The 16,011-nt window shown below is 42.8% G+C and carries 15 protein-coding genes; 6 read left to right on the forward strand and 9 right to left on the reverse strand.

Annotated elements, in window-relative coordinates:
* Positions 1–14 precede the first annotated feature (14 nt).
* Both htpX and G5B60_RS08820 read right to left on the reverse strand, forming a co-directional pair.
* Positions 15–908, reverse strand: a complete 894-nt coding sequence (gene htpX, locus G5B60_RS08815; protein WP_164683670.1) for a zinc metalloprotease HtpX — start codon at positions 906–908, stop codon at positions 15–17.
* A 31-nt stretch (positions 909–939) separates the two neighbouring features.
* Positions 940–1,491 (reverse strand): LemA family protein, encoded by a 552-nt coding sequence (locus G5B60_RS08820; RefSeq protein WP_164683671.1) that lies wholly within the window; start codon positions 1,489–1,491, stop codon positions 940–942.
* Between the two features lie 135 nt (positions 1,492–1,626).
* Between G5B60_RS08820 and rsmG the strand changes: the two genes are divergently transcribed.
* Genes rsmG through G5B60_RS08835 form a run of 3 tightly spaced genes read left to right on the forward strand, consistent with a single transcriptional unit; the run spans position 1,627 to position 4,418 of the window.
* Positions 1,627–2,340, forward strand: coding sequence for a 16S rRNA (guanine(527)-N(7))-methyltransferase RsmG (gene rsmG, locus G5B60_RS08825; RefSeq protein ID WP_164683672.1), 714 nt, complete (start codon positions 1,627–1,629; stop codon positions 2,338–2,340).
* Between the two features lie 10 nt (positions 2,341–2,350).
* A complete protein-coding gene (locus tag G5B60_RS08830; protein ID WP_164683673.1) occupies positions 2,351–3,730 on the forward strand; it encodes a TrkH family potassium uptake protein in 1,380 nt (459 codons plus the stop codon).
* A gap of 16 nt (positions 3,731–3,746) precedes the next feature.
* Entirely contained in the window at positions 3,747–4,418 is a 672-nt protein-coding gene (locus G5B60_RS08835) for a potassium channel family protein (RefSeq protein WP_164683674.1), read from the forward strand.
* Positions 4,419–4,546: 128 nt separating this feature from the next.
* On the opposite strand, the gene sstT is transcribed toward G5B60_RS08835, so the two are convergent.
* The 6 genes from sstT to G5B60_RS08865 all read right to left on the reverse strand — a co-directional run bounded on the left by sstT (position 4,547) and on the right by G5B60_RS08865 (position 10,975).
* Entirely contained in the window at positions 4,547–5,788 is a 1,242-nt protein-coding gene (gene sstT, locus G5B60_RS08840; protein WP_164683675.1) for a serine/threonine transporter SstT, read from the reverse strand.
* A gap of 132 nt (positions 5,789–5,920) precedes the next feature.
* On the reverse strand, positions 5,921–6,613 hold the full coding sequence (locus G5B60_RS08845) for a methionine ABC transporter permease (RefSeq protein ID WP_164683676.1): 693 nt from the start codon (positions 6,611–6,613) through the stop codon (positions 5,921–5,923).
* The gene (locus G5B60_RS08850) at positions 6,610–7,680 is read right to left on the reverse strand and encodes a methionine ABC transporter ATP-binding protein (protein ID WP_164683677.1); all 1,071 of its coding nucleotides are present in this window, start codon (positions 7,678–7,680) and stop codon (positions 6,610–6,612) included. The genes G5B60_RS08845 and G5B60_RS08850 overlap by 4 nt, the downstream gene beginning before the upstream one ends.
* A complete protein-coding gene (locus tag G5B60_RS08855; protein ID WP_164683678.1) occupies positions 7,673–9,049 on the reverse strand; it encodes a M20/M25/M40 family metallo-hydrolase in 1,377 nt (458 codons plus the stop codon). Before G5B60_RS08855 ends, G5B60_RS08850 begins: the two co-directional genes overlap by 8 nt.
* Positions 9,050–9,128: 79 nt before the next feature.
* Positions 9,129–9,965: a MetQ/NlpA family ABC transporter substrate-binding protein gene (locus G5B60_RS08860; protein ID WP_115270814.1), complete on the reverse strand. Its 837-nt coding sequence runs from the start codon at positions 9,963–9,965 to the stop codon at positions 9,129–9,131.
* A 164-nt stretch (positions 9,966–10,129) separates the two neighbouring features.
* Positions 10,130–10,975 (reverse strand): amino acid ABC transporter substrate-binding protein, encoded by an 846-nt coding sequence (locus G5B60_RS08865; RefSeq protein WP_164683679.1) that lies wholly within the window; start codon positions 10,973–10,975, stop codon positions 10,130–10,132.
* Positions 10,976–11,177: 202 nt separating this feature from the next.
* On the opposite strand from G5B60_RS08865, the gene G5B60_RS08870 reads away from it, so the two are divergent.
* From G5B60_RS08870 to brnQ, 3 genes are all read left to right on the forward strand, one after another.
* Positions 11,178–12,737 (forward strand): ABC transporter substrate-binding protein/permease, encoded by a 1,560-nt coding sequence (locus tag G5B60_RS08870; protein ID WP_164683680.1) that lies wholly within the window; start codon positions 11,178–11,180, stop codon positions 12,735–12,737.
* Positions 12,737–13,477, forward strand: coding sequence for an amino acid ABC transporter ATP-binding protein (locus G5B60_RS08875; RefSeq protein ID WP_115270820.1), 741 nt, complete (start codon positions 12,737–12,739; stop codon positions 13,475–13,477). Before G5B60_RS08870 ends, G5B60_RS08875 begins: the two co-directional genes overlap by 1 nt.
* A gap of 133 nt (positions 13,478–13,610) precedes the next feature.
* On the forward strand, positions 13,611–14,987 hold the full coding sequence (gene brnQ / locus G5B60_RS08880; RefSeq protein ID WP_164683681.1) for a branched-chain amino acid transport system II carrier protein: 1,377 nt from the start codon (positions 13,611–13,613) through the stop codon (positions 14,985–14,987).
* A 55-nt stretch (positions 14,988–15,042) separates the two neighbouring features.
* Here the strand turns inward: brnQ and G5B60_RS08885 are convergent, their stop codons facing one another.
* Positions 15,043–15,939, reverse strand: a complete 897-nt coding sequence (locus tag G5B60_RS08885) for an SPFH domain-containing protein (RefSeq protein WP_164683682.1) — start codon at positions 15,937–15,939, stop codon at positions 15,043–15,045.
* Between the last annotated feature and the right edge of the window lie 72 nt (positions 15,940–16,011).

Below are 16,011 nucleotides of genomic sequence, written 5' to 3' on the forward strand. Positions count from 1 at the left end.
AGCAACTTAGAAAACTACATGTGCTTTAAACGCTCAATCCGATCAGCAATCGGAGGGTGCGTGTAAAATAGTGATTTCATTCCCTCTTTTTTCTTGGGATCATTGATAAACAAGGCAGCGCTTGCAGAATCAACAGGCTGTTGCATGGGCTGCGACTGTTCTAATTTTTCTAACGCTCTAATCATCCCTTGAGGGTTTCTAGTGAGCTCTACTGAACTAGCGTCTGCTAGGTACTCCCTTTGGCGTGAAATCGCTAGTTGAACAAGCGTTGCAGCTAGCGGCGCTAAAATCAGAGCCAAAATCGAAAAGATAAGAATGAAAATATTTGCTCCGCCTTCTTCACGGTCGTCATTACGACGTCTACCGCCTCCATACCACATCATACGGCTACCAAGACTAGATAACAGCGTAATGGCACTGGCTAGAGCCACAGCAATGGTTGAGATACGGATATCATAGTTGCGAATATGGCTAATCTCATGCCCGATAACCCCTTCGAGTTCTTCACGATTCATAATCGCTAAAAGCCCACTCGTTGCAGCAACCGCAGCGTTTTGTGGACTTGAACCTGTCGCAAAGGCATTTAAAGATGGGTCATCAATGATAAAGACACGTGGCATAGGAATCTGTGCTACCATCGCCATGTCCTCAACGATATGATACAGGTCTGGTACTTCCTCTTCGGTCACCTCACGTGCATTGTTCATAGACATGACGATATTGGTGGATTGAAAAATCATAGAAACCGCATAGATAAAGCCAATAACTAGAGCAATCAGCACGCCACCTGTGACATTGCCTAGCCAAAGATAGCCAACCGCAGCCCCAATCGCACCTAGCAGTAAAAAGAAGAAAAAGAGCAAGACAACAGTTCGCCTTTTGTTTTGAGCGATTTGGTTGTAAAGCATGATTGTCCTTTCTAACCCTTAAATGGCATTCTTAAAAATCAAATGATACTTTAGGAACTTCTTTTTCTTCTTCTGGAATTTCCAAGAACTGACTGGCTTTAAAGCCAAAGAGATTACCTACGATGTTAGATGGAAATGTTTCCAGTTTGACATTGTAGTTCGCTGTAGTGGTGTTATAGAGTTGACGGGAGTAAGAGATTTTATTTTCTGTGTTTGTCAACTCTTCTTGCAATTTAACAAAGCTAGCATTAGCTTTTAGGTCAGGGTAGTTTTCAGCGACTGCAAAGAGACCTGTCACCTGACGGCTAAGCTCATTACTTGCTGCCATAGCATCCACAGGATTTTGCGCTTTAGCCACTTGTGCACGCAACTCTGAAATCTTCTCTAGTGTTTTTCCTTCGTAAGCTGAGTAACCTTTTACGGTCTCAATCAAGTTCGGAATAAGATCATTACGACGTTTAAGCTGCACATCAATCTGACTCCACGCTTCTTGTGTGTGCATACGACTTCTAACAAGACCATTGTAGCTGATGATCAGCCAAAGGACAATAATCACAATAATAGCCAAAATAATCCAGATCATTGTAGAACCTCCATTTATCTGTTTTATTATATTATAACAATTTTTTAGATAAACTCAAGATAAAGACATTGTTTCTGATATATTTTTTACCAGCATTTTGGTACAATAAAAGCCTATAGACCTAAAGGAGGACACATGACACCTAAAGAATTTTACCAACAGTTAGAGCAGCAAAATATCCATCTGACGCAAGAGCAAAAAGAGCAGTTTGAGCGCTATTTTGAGCTACTTGTGGAGTGGAATCAAAAGATAAATCTCACAGCCATCACAGAGAAAAATGACGTTTATCTCAAGCACTTTTACGACTCTATTAGCCCTATTTTATTTGGGGATATTAAGAATGAAGACATCCGATTGCTTGATATTGGAGCGGGTGCTGGCTTTCCTAGCCTGCCTATGAAAATCATCTTTCCTAAACTTGATGTGACCATCATCGACTCGCTCAACAAGCGCATCACTTTTTTAAAGCATTTAGCAGAGGAATTAGAGCTTGACGGTGTGCATTTTTACCACGGACGGGCTGAGGATTTTGGACATGACAAGGCTTTTCGTGGGCAATTTGACATCGTCACCGCACGTGCCGTCGCTAGAATGCAAGTGTTGTCAGAGCTGACGATTCCTTTTCTAAAACTCAATGGACGCCTCATCGCTCTCAAAGCTTCGGCAGCAGGTAGTGAACTGAGTGAGGCTAAAACTGCTTTGACCCTGCTTTTTGCTAGCGTCATCACCAGTCGTGACTACCAACTACCAAACGGTGATAAGCGCAATTTGACAATCGTCGAAAAGAAAAAAGAAACGCCAAATAAATACCCTAGACGAGCTGGGCTTCCTGCTAAGAAGCCACTGTAGTGAGGTTTTTATGTTTTCGATTTTTAATATCCATCGCATGTCTGTTACCAAACAGCTGAGCTTTAGCTTTTTGGTGGTTATCTTTATCGGTAGCCTCTTGCTATCGCTGCCTATTGCGCACTACCACAACGCTCCTGCGACAACTTATCTCGACCATCTTTTTACCGCTGTTTCTATGGTCTGTGTGACAGGGCTTTCTGTTTTTCCTGTTGCAGAGGTCTACAATGGCTTTGGTCAAGTAATCTCCATGTTTTTGATGCAGATTGGCGGTCTCGGTCTTGTGACTTTGATTTCCATTTCGTATTTTGTCTTAAATCGCAAGATGTCCTTGCGGGACCAAAATCTACTGCAGAGTGCTATCACCTACGACAGCGCCAACAATCTAAAGAGTTATCTCTTTACCATTTACCGAGTCACTTTGATTATCGAGAGTATCTGTGCTCTTCTTTTGATGATTGACTTCATCCCACGTTATGGGCTAGCTCATGGGATATTTAACAGCCTGTTTCTCGCTATCTCAGCCTTTTGTAATGCTGGTTTTGACAATCTCGGAGGAAGCAGTCTCCAACATTTTCAAACCAACACTTTGGTCAATCTGGTTATTGCCTTTCTCATCATTTCTGGTGGGCTTGGCTTTATGGTTTGGCGAGACCTCTACCATGCAGCAAGGCACTTTTTTAAAAGCAAACCAAGACGATTGCGAGCTTTTACAAAGCAGCTCAACAATCACACCCTGCTCGTACTAGAGACAACAGCTGTGCTTCTCATCCTAGGAACGGTCCTCTCATGGCTCCTAGAAGCCTCCAATCCTAAAACCATCGGACAGCTTTCCTTTGCTAAGCAAGGGCTTGTCAGCTTTTTCCAGACAGTCACTATGAGAACGGCTGGTTTTTCCACTATCAACTACGCTCAAGCGGAAAACTCGACCAATCTCGTTTATATCATCCAGATGATGATTGGAGGAAGCCCAGGGGGGACAGCTGGGGGAATGAAAGTGACCGTTGTCGCTGTTCTGTTTCTCCTCTTAAAATCTGAAGTCAGAGGGCAAACACAGGTGACCTATCGTTTTCGGACAGTACCTCGAAAGATTATCCGACAAACTTTGGTTGTTCTGATTTTCTTCTTTAGCGTCCTTTTGACAGCTTATCTCTTACTGCTAGAGTTTGAGCCGCATTTGAGTCCGTTTGCTCTCTTTTTTGAAGCCACTAGTGCTCTTGCGACCGTTGGTGTATCTATGGACATCACGACTAAGCTATCCACAGTTGGACGCATTATCATTATGGTTTTGATGTTTATCGGACGGGTCGGACCGATCACTGTCATCATGGCGCTTCTCCAAAATCGAAGAAAAGAAGTGACCTATGCAAAAACGGATATTATCCTTGGCTAGATATAGAAAGGCAATTATGAAACCAAAAATTTTTGGCGTTTTAGGCTTGGGGATTTTCGGACAAACCGTTGCCCAAGACCTCAGCAAGTTTGACCAAGACGTTATTGCTTGTGATACTCATTCTGAAAAAGTCCAAGCAGTCGCAGACTATGTGACAAAGGGAGCGATTGGTGATATTACGGACCTTGATTTTCTCAAACGGGTCGGTATTGCAGATTGTGATTGTGTGGTCATTGCTACTGGAAATAGCTTAGAGAGCTCGGTTTTAGCGATTATGCACTGTAAAAAACTAGGCGTGCCTAAGATTATCGCTAAAGCTCGCAACACCCTTTTTCAAGAGGTTCTCTATGAAATCGGAGCGGACACGGTCATCTCACCTGAGCGTGAGTCGGGGAGCTACCTCGCTTCTCAGCTTTTACGCCACCGTATCACTGATGTGTTTGAGATTGAGTCTGATGTCAAGGTTATTGAGTTTGCTGTCCCTAAAACTTGGGCAGGCAAAACCGTCGTTGAACTTGATGTTCGCAAGCAGTATAATCTCAACCTTATCGGTATCAGACGCTCTAAAACCAACAAACTAGAGACCAACATCGCCCTTCAAGAACCCCTCAAAGAAGGCGAAATCATCGTCGCTATCGCTAACAACGACACTTTTGAAAAGTTTGATTATCTGGGGTATTTTGATTAAAAATAGACTAGCAGGATTGCTAGTCTATTTTTTGTCTCTTAAATTTCTGCTTGGAAGTCACTCTCCAAATTCGCTTTAAAAAGTATTTTTTAATCCGACCCCCAAAAGTCATGGTGAGTCTAACAGCATTATTGTAGCTGCGCTTTAGCTTGCGTTTGTCTTTTTTTCTTGCCCCAAACAGACTTTTCAGCAATGGCTGTAAAGAGGACGTCTGTTGATGAGTTGAGGGCAGTCTCGCAAGAATCCTGCACCACACCTACGATAAAGCCAACACCCACGACCTGCATGGCAAGGTCATTAGAAATGCCAAACAAGCTACAAGCCACAGGAATCAACAGTAGTGAACCACCTGCAACACCTGACGCTCCGCAGGCTGAGATAGCTGCAACGATACTTAATAACAGCGCCGTTGGAAAATCAACTGAAATCCCTAACGTATTGACCGCAGCAAGTGTTAAAACGTTAATGGTCACCGCAGCCCCCGCCATATTGATGGTAGCACCTAGTGGAATGGATACTGAGTAAGTGTCCTTATCCAGTCCCAAGTCCTCGCAGAGTTTCATATTGACAGGGATATTGGCTGCTGAACTTCTGGTGAAAAAGGCAGTCACGCCTGATTCTTTCAAGCAACGAAAAACAAGCGGATAAGGATTTTCCCTAGTCATGATAAAGGCGATGAGCGGATTCACCACAAGCGCTACAAAGAGCATGGTGCCTACCAAGGTCACGATAAGGAGACCATACTTGGCTAAAATGCCAATCCCATTATCAGAAATGGTCGTAAAGACAAGCCCCATGATACCAAATGGTGCAAGATTGATAATCCAGCGCACAACCTTTGACGTGACTTCTGCCATGGTCTGCATCAAGTCCTTGGTGTGCTGACTAGCAGTTCGCATCGCTAAGCCAAAGACAACTGCCCATGCTAGGACACTAATGTAGTTAGCTGTCGCTAAAGCATTGATAGGGTTGTCCACCACCTTGAGCAATAAATCATGAAAGACCTCTCCCACTCCTTGTGGTGCTGATAGATTAGACTTGGTTGACTTGGTCAAAACAAGCGTTAGCGGGAAGATATAATTGACCAAAACAGCCACTAAAGCCGCTGCAAATGTCCCAAATATGTAGAGAAAAATGACAGTGCTCATATTGGTCTTTTGACCCGACTGGTGCTGCGAGAGAGCACTAGCAACCAAGGTAAAGACAAGAAGTGGTGCAACCGCCTTGAGTCCACCGACAAACAAATCCCCCAAGATACCAATAGCGCTCACCTTTGGTAGTAATAATCCTAACAAAAGCCCCACAATAACACCTATTGTGATACGCTTGATAAGGCTCGTTTTGTTCCATGTTCGAATAATGCGTTTCATAGTGTCTCCTTACTATTTCAATGTTTTTATGATAGCACATCCAAGAAAAGTCGTCAATCTTATCAAAATTTTCTCATTATTCTTTCTCTTAGTATTTTTTAAAAAGACAAGGCATGAACCTTGTCTTTTGCTTTATTTATGACTCAATTTACGGGTGAGAAAATCGCCCACAAACTGGATAAGGAAAATCAAAATCATAATTAAGAGCGTCGCTACTAGTGTGATGTCCTCACGAGAGTAGTTGTAACCTTTTGCAATTGCTACAGAACCTAGACCACCACCGCCGATAGCACCAGCCATAGCTGTTTCACCAACCAGTGAAATCAAGGTCACTGTTGACACACGGATAAGCTCAGGAAGTCCCTCTCTCAGATAGACGAGGATAATATCCCAAAGGGTCGCACCAGAAGCCTGTGCTGCTTCGATAACCCCACTATCAAGCTCTGATAGAACCACCTGAACCTGACGAGCAAAGAACGGAAATACCGCCAGTGACAAAGGCACAAGAGCCGCATCAGACCCTAGCGTCGTTCCCACAATAGCTCGTGTCACAGGTGAGATAAAGGCTAAGAGGATAATGAAAGGAAATGCCCTAAAAACAGAGACAACCTTGTCTAAGATATTAAAGACCAAGCGGTTTTCAATGACACCACGAGGTCCCATCAAAACAAGAAATAGCCCACCGACTAAGCCCATAAAACCACCGATGATAAATGACCAGAAAGTCATGTAAAGTGTCTGTGTGATAGCTGTCTGCCAGCCATAAGGACCGCTCCAGCCCATCTGATACACATAAGGTAAATGTGTCTGAATCCATTCCATCATGCCTTTTGCCCCTCTTTCAATACTGTAATCTGTACATCCATCTCTTCAATGGCAGCACAAGCCGCTTCGACCTTGTCCTTTTCACCAGATAAGACCACAATCATCTCACCAACAGGCACATTATCCAAAATCTCGATGTTACCGTAGAGGATATTTGTCTCAACGTTGAAACGTTTGTAGATACCATTTAACAGTGGCTCGTCTGTGCTGTTTCCAGCGTACTTGAGTAGCACTAAGCGGCTGTTTGCTGATAGGTCTTTGATAATCGATTGTTGCTTAATCTTAGCTAGCGCTTCATCGATACCTGTCGCTGTTTTGATAAAGTCTTGCGTCAGCTCTTCTTTAGGATTTGTAAAGATGTCTAGGACGCTGCCTTCTTCGATGAGATGACCGTTTTGCATGACCGCTACACGGTTTGCGATGTCTTTGACGATTTGCATCTCATGCGTTATAAGGACAATGGTCAAGCCCAACTTTTCATTGAGTTCTTTGAGTAATGCTAAGATCTGCTTAGTTGTCTTAGGGTCAAGCGCAGAGGTGGACTCATCAGAGATGAGGATTTTTGGGTCATTGGCTAGCGCACGTGCAATAGCGACACGCTGTTTTTGCCCACCTGAGAGCTGCGATGGATAATTCTGCGCACGGTCCGACAAGCCAACCAAATCCAAAAGACGAGCGACTTTTTCTTTCTTTTCAGCTTTTGACAAGCCTGAGTGCTTGAGGGCAAAGGCAACATTTTGCTCTGCAGTCATCTGACTCATCAAGTTAAAGTGCTGGAAAATCATCCCGATATCACGGCGTTGCTGACGCAACTGGCTACCGCTTAGCTTGACTTTATTGTCATAGATGACTTGCTTGTCAATAGTGATTGTCCCACGGCTTGGTTCTTGCAATAAATTGACCACACGCACAAGTGTTGACTTTCCTGCTCCAGAATAGCCAACAATCCCGTAAATATCGCCTTTATTGATCTGCAAACTCACATCCTTAACCGCCTCAATTATGCGTTTTTTCTGATGAAAAGTCACATCAATATGACTCAAATCAATCATTACTTCATTACTCATAAGATTTTATCAAAGCCTCCACTAATTCAATATGTGTATAATAATCTGCGATGCTGACATTTTCATCTCCGCCGTGATCACGACTATTGACATTACCAATGCCAAAGGCTGCCATCGGAGCGCCTAGTGCCTCATAAACGGTGTGCATAGGACCCGTTCCAGCCGATGTCGGAAGTACGGAAACACCTTTTTCATAAAACTGCTCTGCCAGTTGGATGACCTTCAGAACTGACGGAGCTGACATGTCACTGCGATAACTCATCTCACCAAGCGTGAACTCCAACTGAACAGCAGAAAAACCTTCTTTGTCTAAATGCGCTCGAATCGCCTCTAAGACTCCTTCTGGCGTCAAGCCAGGAACCAGACGAACCTCTGCTTTACAAGAAGCATGCGCAGGCAGAATGGTCTTGACACCATCGCCTTGGTAGCCAGTGGTGATACCCTCAATCGTCAGAGACGGCTCAAAGAAGAAATAGCGCAGCAACTCTTCTGTATCCGTTTTTAGCATAGGCAATTGCAAGCCATATATTTCTGTCAATGAAGAAGCAGAGCGATTGGCATAGCGCTTGACCAGAGCCAACTCACGCTCATTTGGCGGAATCACCTGATCATAAATACCATCCACTAAAATCTTGCCCTTATCATCTCGTAAGCTAGCTAAGGCTCTCACCAAATACCAAGCAGCCGAGTCAATGACACCGCCAAAAGAAGAGTGAATGTCCACATCAGCCGAGTCTACATGGAGATTAAAGGTGACAATCCCTTTGTTCCCTCCTAAAATCTCAAGCTGATCTTCTTTATTTTTCGAGCCATCCTCCCAGACCAGTAAGTCAGCTCCTTGCAGGCGTTTTTTGTACTTGGCGAGATAGTCCTCAAGATTCATCGAAGCGGACTCTTCAGCCCCCTCCATGATAAAGGTGATATTCACAGGCAAATCATCGCCATGTGCACGCATGTACTTTCTCACTGCAGACAAACGAGCTGTGATATTTCCCTTGTCGTCATTAACACCACGTCCATACATCATACCATAATGCACAGACAAGGTAAATGGATCATCTGTCCAAGGCTGGTCATTGTCAGCTGGTACAGTATCATAGTGATTGTAAAAGATAATGGTCTTAGCGTCTTTTTTTGATGACTTGAACTCAGCGATGACAAATGGCGCTGTATAGCTATCATCTACGATAACATGAGCCCCCGCAGCTGTAAAGACCTCACCGAGATAAGTCGCTACCTCTTTTAGACCCACATTTTGCGCAAAGATAGATTTTTTAGAAATGAGTGTCCTCAGCACTTCAAAATAGTGCTGGCTAATCTCATCCTGTTGAAATTTAGCAAGTTGTTCTTTTTCAGTGGAAAATGACATGCTTTTCTCCTCAATCGTTTAAAGAAGTTGAAACCAAAGTCCCAACTTCTTCTAGTTTATACTCTATAGATACTTACCATTACCATTGTGGAATATCTGATGAGGTATCTTTGATAACTTTCTTCACTTCGTCCGTATGGTAAGCGTCGATGATGGCTTGGATAGCAGCTGCATTCTTTTGTTTCTTCCAGTTTTTACGTGCTGCAATAACGTTGACCCATTGTTTAGAGTTTTTGTCTGACTTTTCAACGTAGATAGCATCATCTGTTGTCAAGTTTGCTTGTTCGATGTAAGTGTTGTTGATAACAGCAGCATCAACGTCTTTTAGCGAACGAGCTGTTTGGCTGGCATCCAACTCTTGGATGTTTAGATTCTTAGGATTTTTAGTGATGTTAGCCACTGTAGCAATCTCAGTTCCTGAGACATTTAGCTTAATCAAACCTGCTGATTGTAAAAGATAAAGGGCACGGCTTTCGTTGGTCGCATCGTTTGGAATAGCGATTGTTCCGTTTTTAGGAATACTTTTCACTTTTTTCACTTTATCAGAGTACAAACGAATAGGAGCAAGATAAGTGTCCGCAATGGCTACAAGATTTTGTTTGTTTTCTTTGTTCCAGTTTTCAAGGAAGTTGTAGTGCTGGAAAGCATTGATGTCAATTTCTTTGTTTGCTACGGCTTCATTGGGTTGTGTATAATCTGTAAACTCTGTAAATTCTATATTAGCTTTATCGCCGACAAGTTCTTTGATTTTGTCCCAGCGTGCTTTTTCAGTGTCAGAGAAGGTCATAACCCCCACTTTAACTGTTTTACTGCTTGACTTGCTTGCTGCTTCTGCATTTTGTGTTGTGTAAGCAGCTAATGACAATGCAGCTGCTGTTGCTAATGCAATTCCTGTAATGACTTTCTTAAACTTCATGGAGACTCCTCTTTCTCTCTTTTTGATATGCATTTATTATCGCATAGATTATTTTATCTTTCAAATTGTTATTTTGATGGGTTAGTTATAGCTAAAAACTATAACTAACCCGCTAAACCTTATAAAAAAACACCTCAAAATCACTTTTGAGATGTTTTGGTAGATTAACTTGCTGAAGGCACTGTCAATTCATCCGCACTTGGGGCGTAATCGCCACCGAGATATTCTTTAGAGAGTTTAGCTAGTGTGCCGTCTTTTTGAAGTTCTTTCAAGCGTTTATTGACAAAGGTTTGAAGGTCTTTTTGGTCTTGACCAAAGATGAAGTAGATATACGGTTTTTCATCTGATGGCAATTCAATAGTTTTAAGATTAGTCAAGCCTTGCTCTTTGATGATAGAGTTTACAGACGGCGCATCAAAAATCTTGAAGTCGTATTTACCACTGTTTAGGTTTCCAAGAATTTGACTGATAGTTTCTTCTGTGTAGTTGATTTTGACGGGGTCACTGCTGTGATCTTTGTTAAAGTTCTCTAGCTGAGTCGCTGTTGATGTCCCTTGCACCACTTGTGTTGAGTGTCCTGCGATGTCGTCATAGGACTTGATATTGCTGTTTTTTGGTACCACTAGAACTGCTGGTGTTGAGCCGATAGGGGTTGAGAAGAGGTACTTGCTAGCACGCTCTGCTGAGAAGCTGATGTTGTTGCCGCCCATTTGGTATTTACCGGCGTCGATGCCGGTAAAGATAGAAGACCACTCTGTTTTCTTGAAGGTTACAGAATATTTGTCGGAACCTTTAAAGACAGCTTTTGCCACCTCGACGTCATAACCTGTCAATTTGCCATCTTTTTCGTATGAGAATGGCTTTGTTGTCCCAACAGTCGCAAAGGTAATTTCTGTTTTACCACTTTTGCTGCTAGATGAGTTACTATCTGACTTTGAGCTGCAAGCCGCTAAAAGCGCTCCAGCAGCCAATGTCAAACCTGCAATACCCAATAATTTCTTCACTTTCATGAGATTATCTCCTTTTTTCTGAAATCAATATGCTTATATGATAGCACGTTTACCTTTATAACACTAATATAAAATTACTATCATGGCGATAACAAATACTTATCACCCTTGATTTTGACACCGTGTCTTTTAATGCTCTATTGCCTTTTGTGGTATTTTCTTATAAAATAGAGTTGGTATTTTATTTTACAGGAGTTATGTCATGAAGAAACTTTTTCTAAGTATCACAGCAGCTCTTTTTATTCTTTTTGGAGGGGTGTCTACAGCTCAAGCTGATGATTACCTCCGTGTAGGGATGGAAGCAGCTTATGCCCCTTTTAACTGGACGCAAAATGATAATAGTAATGGCGCTGTCAAGATTGAAGGGACTAACCAATACGCTAACGGTTATGATGTGCAAATCGCCAAAAAAATCGCTAGCGCTCTTAATAAAAAAGTCCTAGTTGTCAAAACCAAATGGGAAGGACTCGTACCTGCCCTTACTTCTGGTAAGATTGACATGATTATCGCTGGGATGAGCCCTACTGAAGAACGTAAAAAAGAAATCGCCTTCTCAGATGCTTACTATATCTCAGAGCCTACTCTAGTGGTCAATAGCAAAGGCAAATACGCTAACGCTACAAAACTGAGTGACTTCAAGGGAGCAAAGGTCACTGCTCAACAAGGAGTTTACCTCTATGACCTTATCTCTCAAATCAACGGCGTGCAAAAAGAAGTCGCTATGGGGGACTTCACACAACTTCGCCAAGCCGTCGAGTCTGGTATCATCGACGCTTACGTCTCTGAGCGTCCTGACGCCCTATCAGCGCAAAATGCTAATCCTAATCTCAAGATGATTACGCTAAAAGATGGCTTTAACACATCTGAGTCTGATACCAATATCGCTGTTGGTCTTCGTAAGAACGACCCTATCATCACAAAGGTCAACAAGGTTCTTGATGGCATTTCAAAAACCGAGCAAATCAACTTGATGGACGATATGATTTCACGTCAGCCTGCAACGGTTGCTACCGATGAAAAATCATCTTTCTTTAAACAAGTGGTAACCATTTTTAAAGAAAATTGGCAACAATTCCTACGTGGAACAGGAATCACCTTACTTATCTCTATCGTTGGGACAATCGTTGGACTCTTTATCGGTCTTTTAATCGGAGTCTATCGTACAGCCCCTCTCGCAGCAAATCGAGTGCTTGCTATTTTGCAAAAAGCCTTTGGCTGGTTGCTCAATGTCTATATCGAAATCTTCCGTGGAACACCGATGATTGTACAAGCTATGGTTATCTACTACGGAACGGCTCAAGCCTTTGGTATCTCGCTTGACCGTACATTAGCTGCGATTTTCATCGTCTCTATCAACACAGGTGCTTACATGAGTGAGATTGTGCGTGGTGGTATCTTCGCTGTTGACAAAGGACAGTTTGAAGCCGCTACTGCTCTTGGCTTTACGCATAACCAGACCATGCGTAAAATCGTCCTACCACAGGTTATCCGCAACATCCTTCCAGCAACTGGTAATGAATTTGTCATCAACATCAAGGATACGTCTGTCTTGAACGTTATCTCCGTTGTTGAGCTCTACTTCTCAGGAAATACTGTGGCTACACAGACCTACCAATATTTCCAAACCTTCTTTATCATCGCTGTCATCTACTTCATTTTGACCTTTACGGTAACACGTATCCTTCGCTACATTGAAAAGCGTTTTGACTCAGACGACTACACGACTGGCGCAAACCAAATGCAAACAAAGGTGGTAAACTAATGACACAAACAATTCTTGAGATTAAACATCTAAAAAAATCCTTTGGAGCAAATGAAGTTTTAAAAGACATTTCTCTGTCTGTCAATAAAGGTGAGGTCATCTCTATTATTGGCTCATCTGGTTCTGGGAAGTCAACCTTTTTACGCTCTATCAACTTACTGGAAGAGCCAACTGCTGGTGAGATTCTCTTTCACGGACAAAACGTCCTTGAAAAAGGGTATGATTTGACCGCTTATCGTGAAAAACTCGGCATGGTTTTCCAATCCTTTAACCTTTTTGAAAACCTCAACGTCCTTGACAATGCTATTGTCGCACAAACGACTGTCCTAAAACGCAGTTACGAAGAAGCAAAAGCCATTGCCCAAAATAATCTAAATGCTGTCGGTATGACAGAGCAATATTGGAAAGCCAAACCTAAACAACTATCTGGTGGGCAAAAGCAACGTGTCGCTATCGCACGTGCTCTGTCTGTCAATCCAGAAGCTATGCTCTTTGACGAGCCTACCTCTGCTCTTGACCCTGAGATGGTCGGAGAGGTACTCAAAACCATGCAAGAACTCGCCAAATCTGGTCTTACAATGATTATTGTAACCCATGAGATGGAATTTGCACGTGACGTTTCTGACCGTGTCATTTTCATGGATAAAGGGGTTATCGCCGAGCAAGGCACGCCTCAGCAAATCTTTGAGAATCCACAGGAAGAACGTACCAAAGAGTTCTTACAACGCTTCTTAGGTTAACCCAAAAGGAAATGGCAAAACAATCTGCCATTTCCTTTTTTAGTTTTCTTTAAGACTATTGACAAGCTGTCATAAAACTTGTTATAATAATTGTCATACAATTACATTCAATTTTATACAATTAGGAGGTCCTATGCGTCACAAATCAACTTACTGGATTGTTGGTCTCATGCTTTTTGCGCTCTTTTTTGGAGCTGCCAATCTCATTTACCCAGCGCTGCTTGGGATTTACTCAGGTAAAAACCTCTGGCAGTCCATCCTAGGCTTTATCATTACAGGCGTTACCTTGCCACTTCTTGGTGTGGTTGCTGTCGCTTATTCTGGTAAAAACGATATTGAGAGCATTACTCAGCCTGCTTCAAAGTCTTACGCTCGCTTTTTTGCGATTGCTCTCTACCTCTCTATTGGTCCTTTCTTTGCCATTCCAAGAACAGGAGCCACCTCTTACTCTGTCGGTATTGCCCCTATTTTTGGAAATGGTTTGGCTATCAAAATCACCTACGGGCTCTTTTTCTTTGGCTTATCATACATTCTAGCCATTCGTCCTAGCAAAATCGCTGACCGTATCGGTAAGTATCTGACACCGACGCTACTCATCATCCTTGCCATTTTGATTATTGCTTCCTTCGTCTCTCCAGCAGGACATTTGGGGCAAGCTGTTAATGCTAGTGCCAGCGTTAGTGATAGTTTTCATGATTTACCTTTTGTGGCTGGACTTATCCAAGGTTATGGAACAATGGACGCTCTGGCAGCGCTTGCCTTTGCCATTTTAGTCATCGAGTCTGCCAAAGGCTATGGAGCTAAGACTCCCAAAGCTATCGCACAATTAACCTTAAAATCTGGTATCATCGCAGCTGTTCTCCTTGCTGCTATCTATATCTTTATCGCACGTATCGGAGCTACTTCTCAGTCCCTTTTCACTTTCGCAAATGGTGCCTTCCAGCTCAATGGTAAACCGATTGACGGAGGAAATGTCCTGAGTCAGTCTGCCGCCTACTACATGGGGACAATCGGTCAAGCGATTTTAGCCATGGCAATTTTCCTCGCCTGCTTGACAACATCAACTGGGCTTATCACTGCCTGTGCTGAGTATTTCCACAAGACTTTCCCAAAACTGTCTCACGTCACATGGGCAACACTCTTTACCCTTATCGCTACTGTTTTTTACTTTGGCGGTTTGTCAGAGTTGATTAAATGGTCACTTCCTGTCCTCTATCTTCTCTACCCATTGACCATGGTGATTATTATTCTGGTTTTCCTAAAACCTTTTATCGCAGAGAGCCCGCTGGTTTATAAGACGACAATTGCCTTTACAGCCATTCCAGCGTTTTATGATGCGATGAGTACCCTAGCTGGTCAAACGCAGCTCTTTACCATTCCTCAGTCCATCTCGCATTTCTTTACTAGCGTCGTGCCACTTGGTAGCTACAATATGGGCTATATCAGCTTTGCTCTTTTAGGATTTATCATTAGCTTTATTCTTTATAAGATTTTACCGCAAAAAGCTTAACAGAAATACACCAAAACCTCCGTATGAATCTTTCATACGGAGGTTATTTGTTGGGCTAGGATTTAACTTTCAAAGCGGATAAAACTTGTGTGCGAATATCCTCCACACCCTCTGGGCTGTTAGGTAAAAATAGTGTCTGATTGCCGTTATCAGCAAAGTTATTGAGGGTATCCAGATATTGATTGGTCAGCAAAATAGCCATAATCTGCTCTTCGGTTAAGCCGACATTCGCCTCTTTGAGCTCTTGGATAGACTGCGCCAAACCATCGACGATAGCCTTACGCTGCTGGGCAATTCCGACACCGTGCAGGCGGTCTTTTTCAGCTTCGGCTTCTGCTGCAGTGACAATCTTAATCTTGTCTGCTTCTGCAAGCTCTTGAGCAGCTACACGCTTGCGTTGAGCAGCGTTGATTTCATTCATGGATTGCTTGACCTCGGCGTCTGGCTCCACTTTTGTAATCAAGGTCTTGACAATAATGTAACCATACGTAGACATTTCCTCTGCCACTTGATGTTGTACTTCAAGGGCTATCTCGTCTTTTTTCTCAAAAAGCTCATCAAGCGTCAATTTAGGTACAGAAGAGCGCAGTGCATCCTCGATATATGACTTAATCTGTGCTTCGGGCTTCATCAGTTTGTAGTAGGCATCTGTGACATTTTGCTCATTAACACGATACTGAGTCGCCACATTTAGCGTTACAAAGACATTGTCCTTAGTCTTTGTCTCAACAACAATCTCACTTTGTAAGAGTCTTAGCTGTACACGGGCTGCAATCTTATCAATGCCTAAAGGCAAACGCAGATGAATACCGCTTGTCGCTGTTTTCTGGTATTTCCCAAAGCGCTCAATAATAGCAACCGACTGCTGCCTGACGACATACAAACTGCTAGCCACCACACCAATAACCATGAGAAGCAAAAGACATAAAACAATCAGCGCTGCAATAACCATAGCATACTCCTCTCAAAAATTCCTTTTTACTCTATTACTGACACTATAGCGCTTTTTGAAATCGCTGTCAAG

The organism is Streptococcus hyointestinalis (assembly GCF_011039275.1).
Taxonomy (GTDB): Bacteria; Bacillota; Bacilli; order Lactobacillales; family Streptococcaceae; genus Streptococcus; species Streptococcus hyointestinalis_A.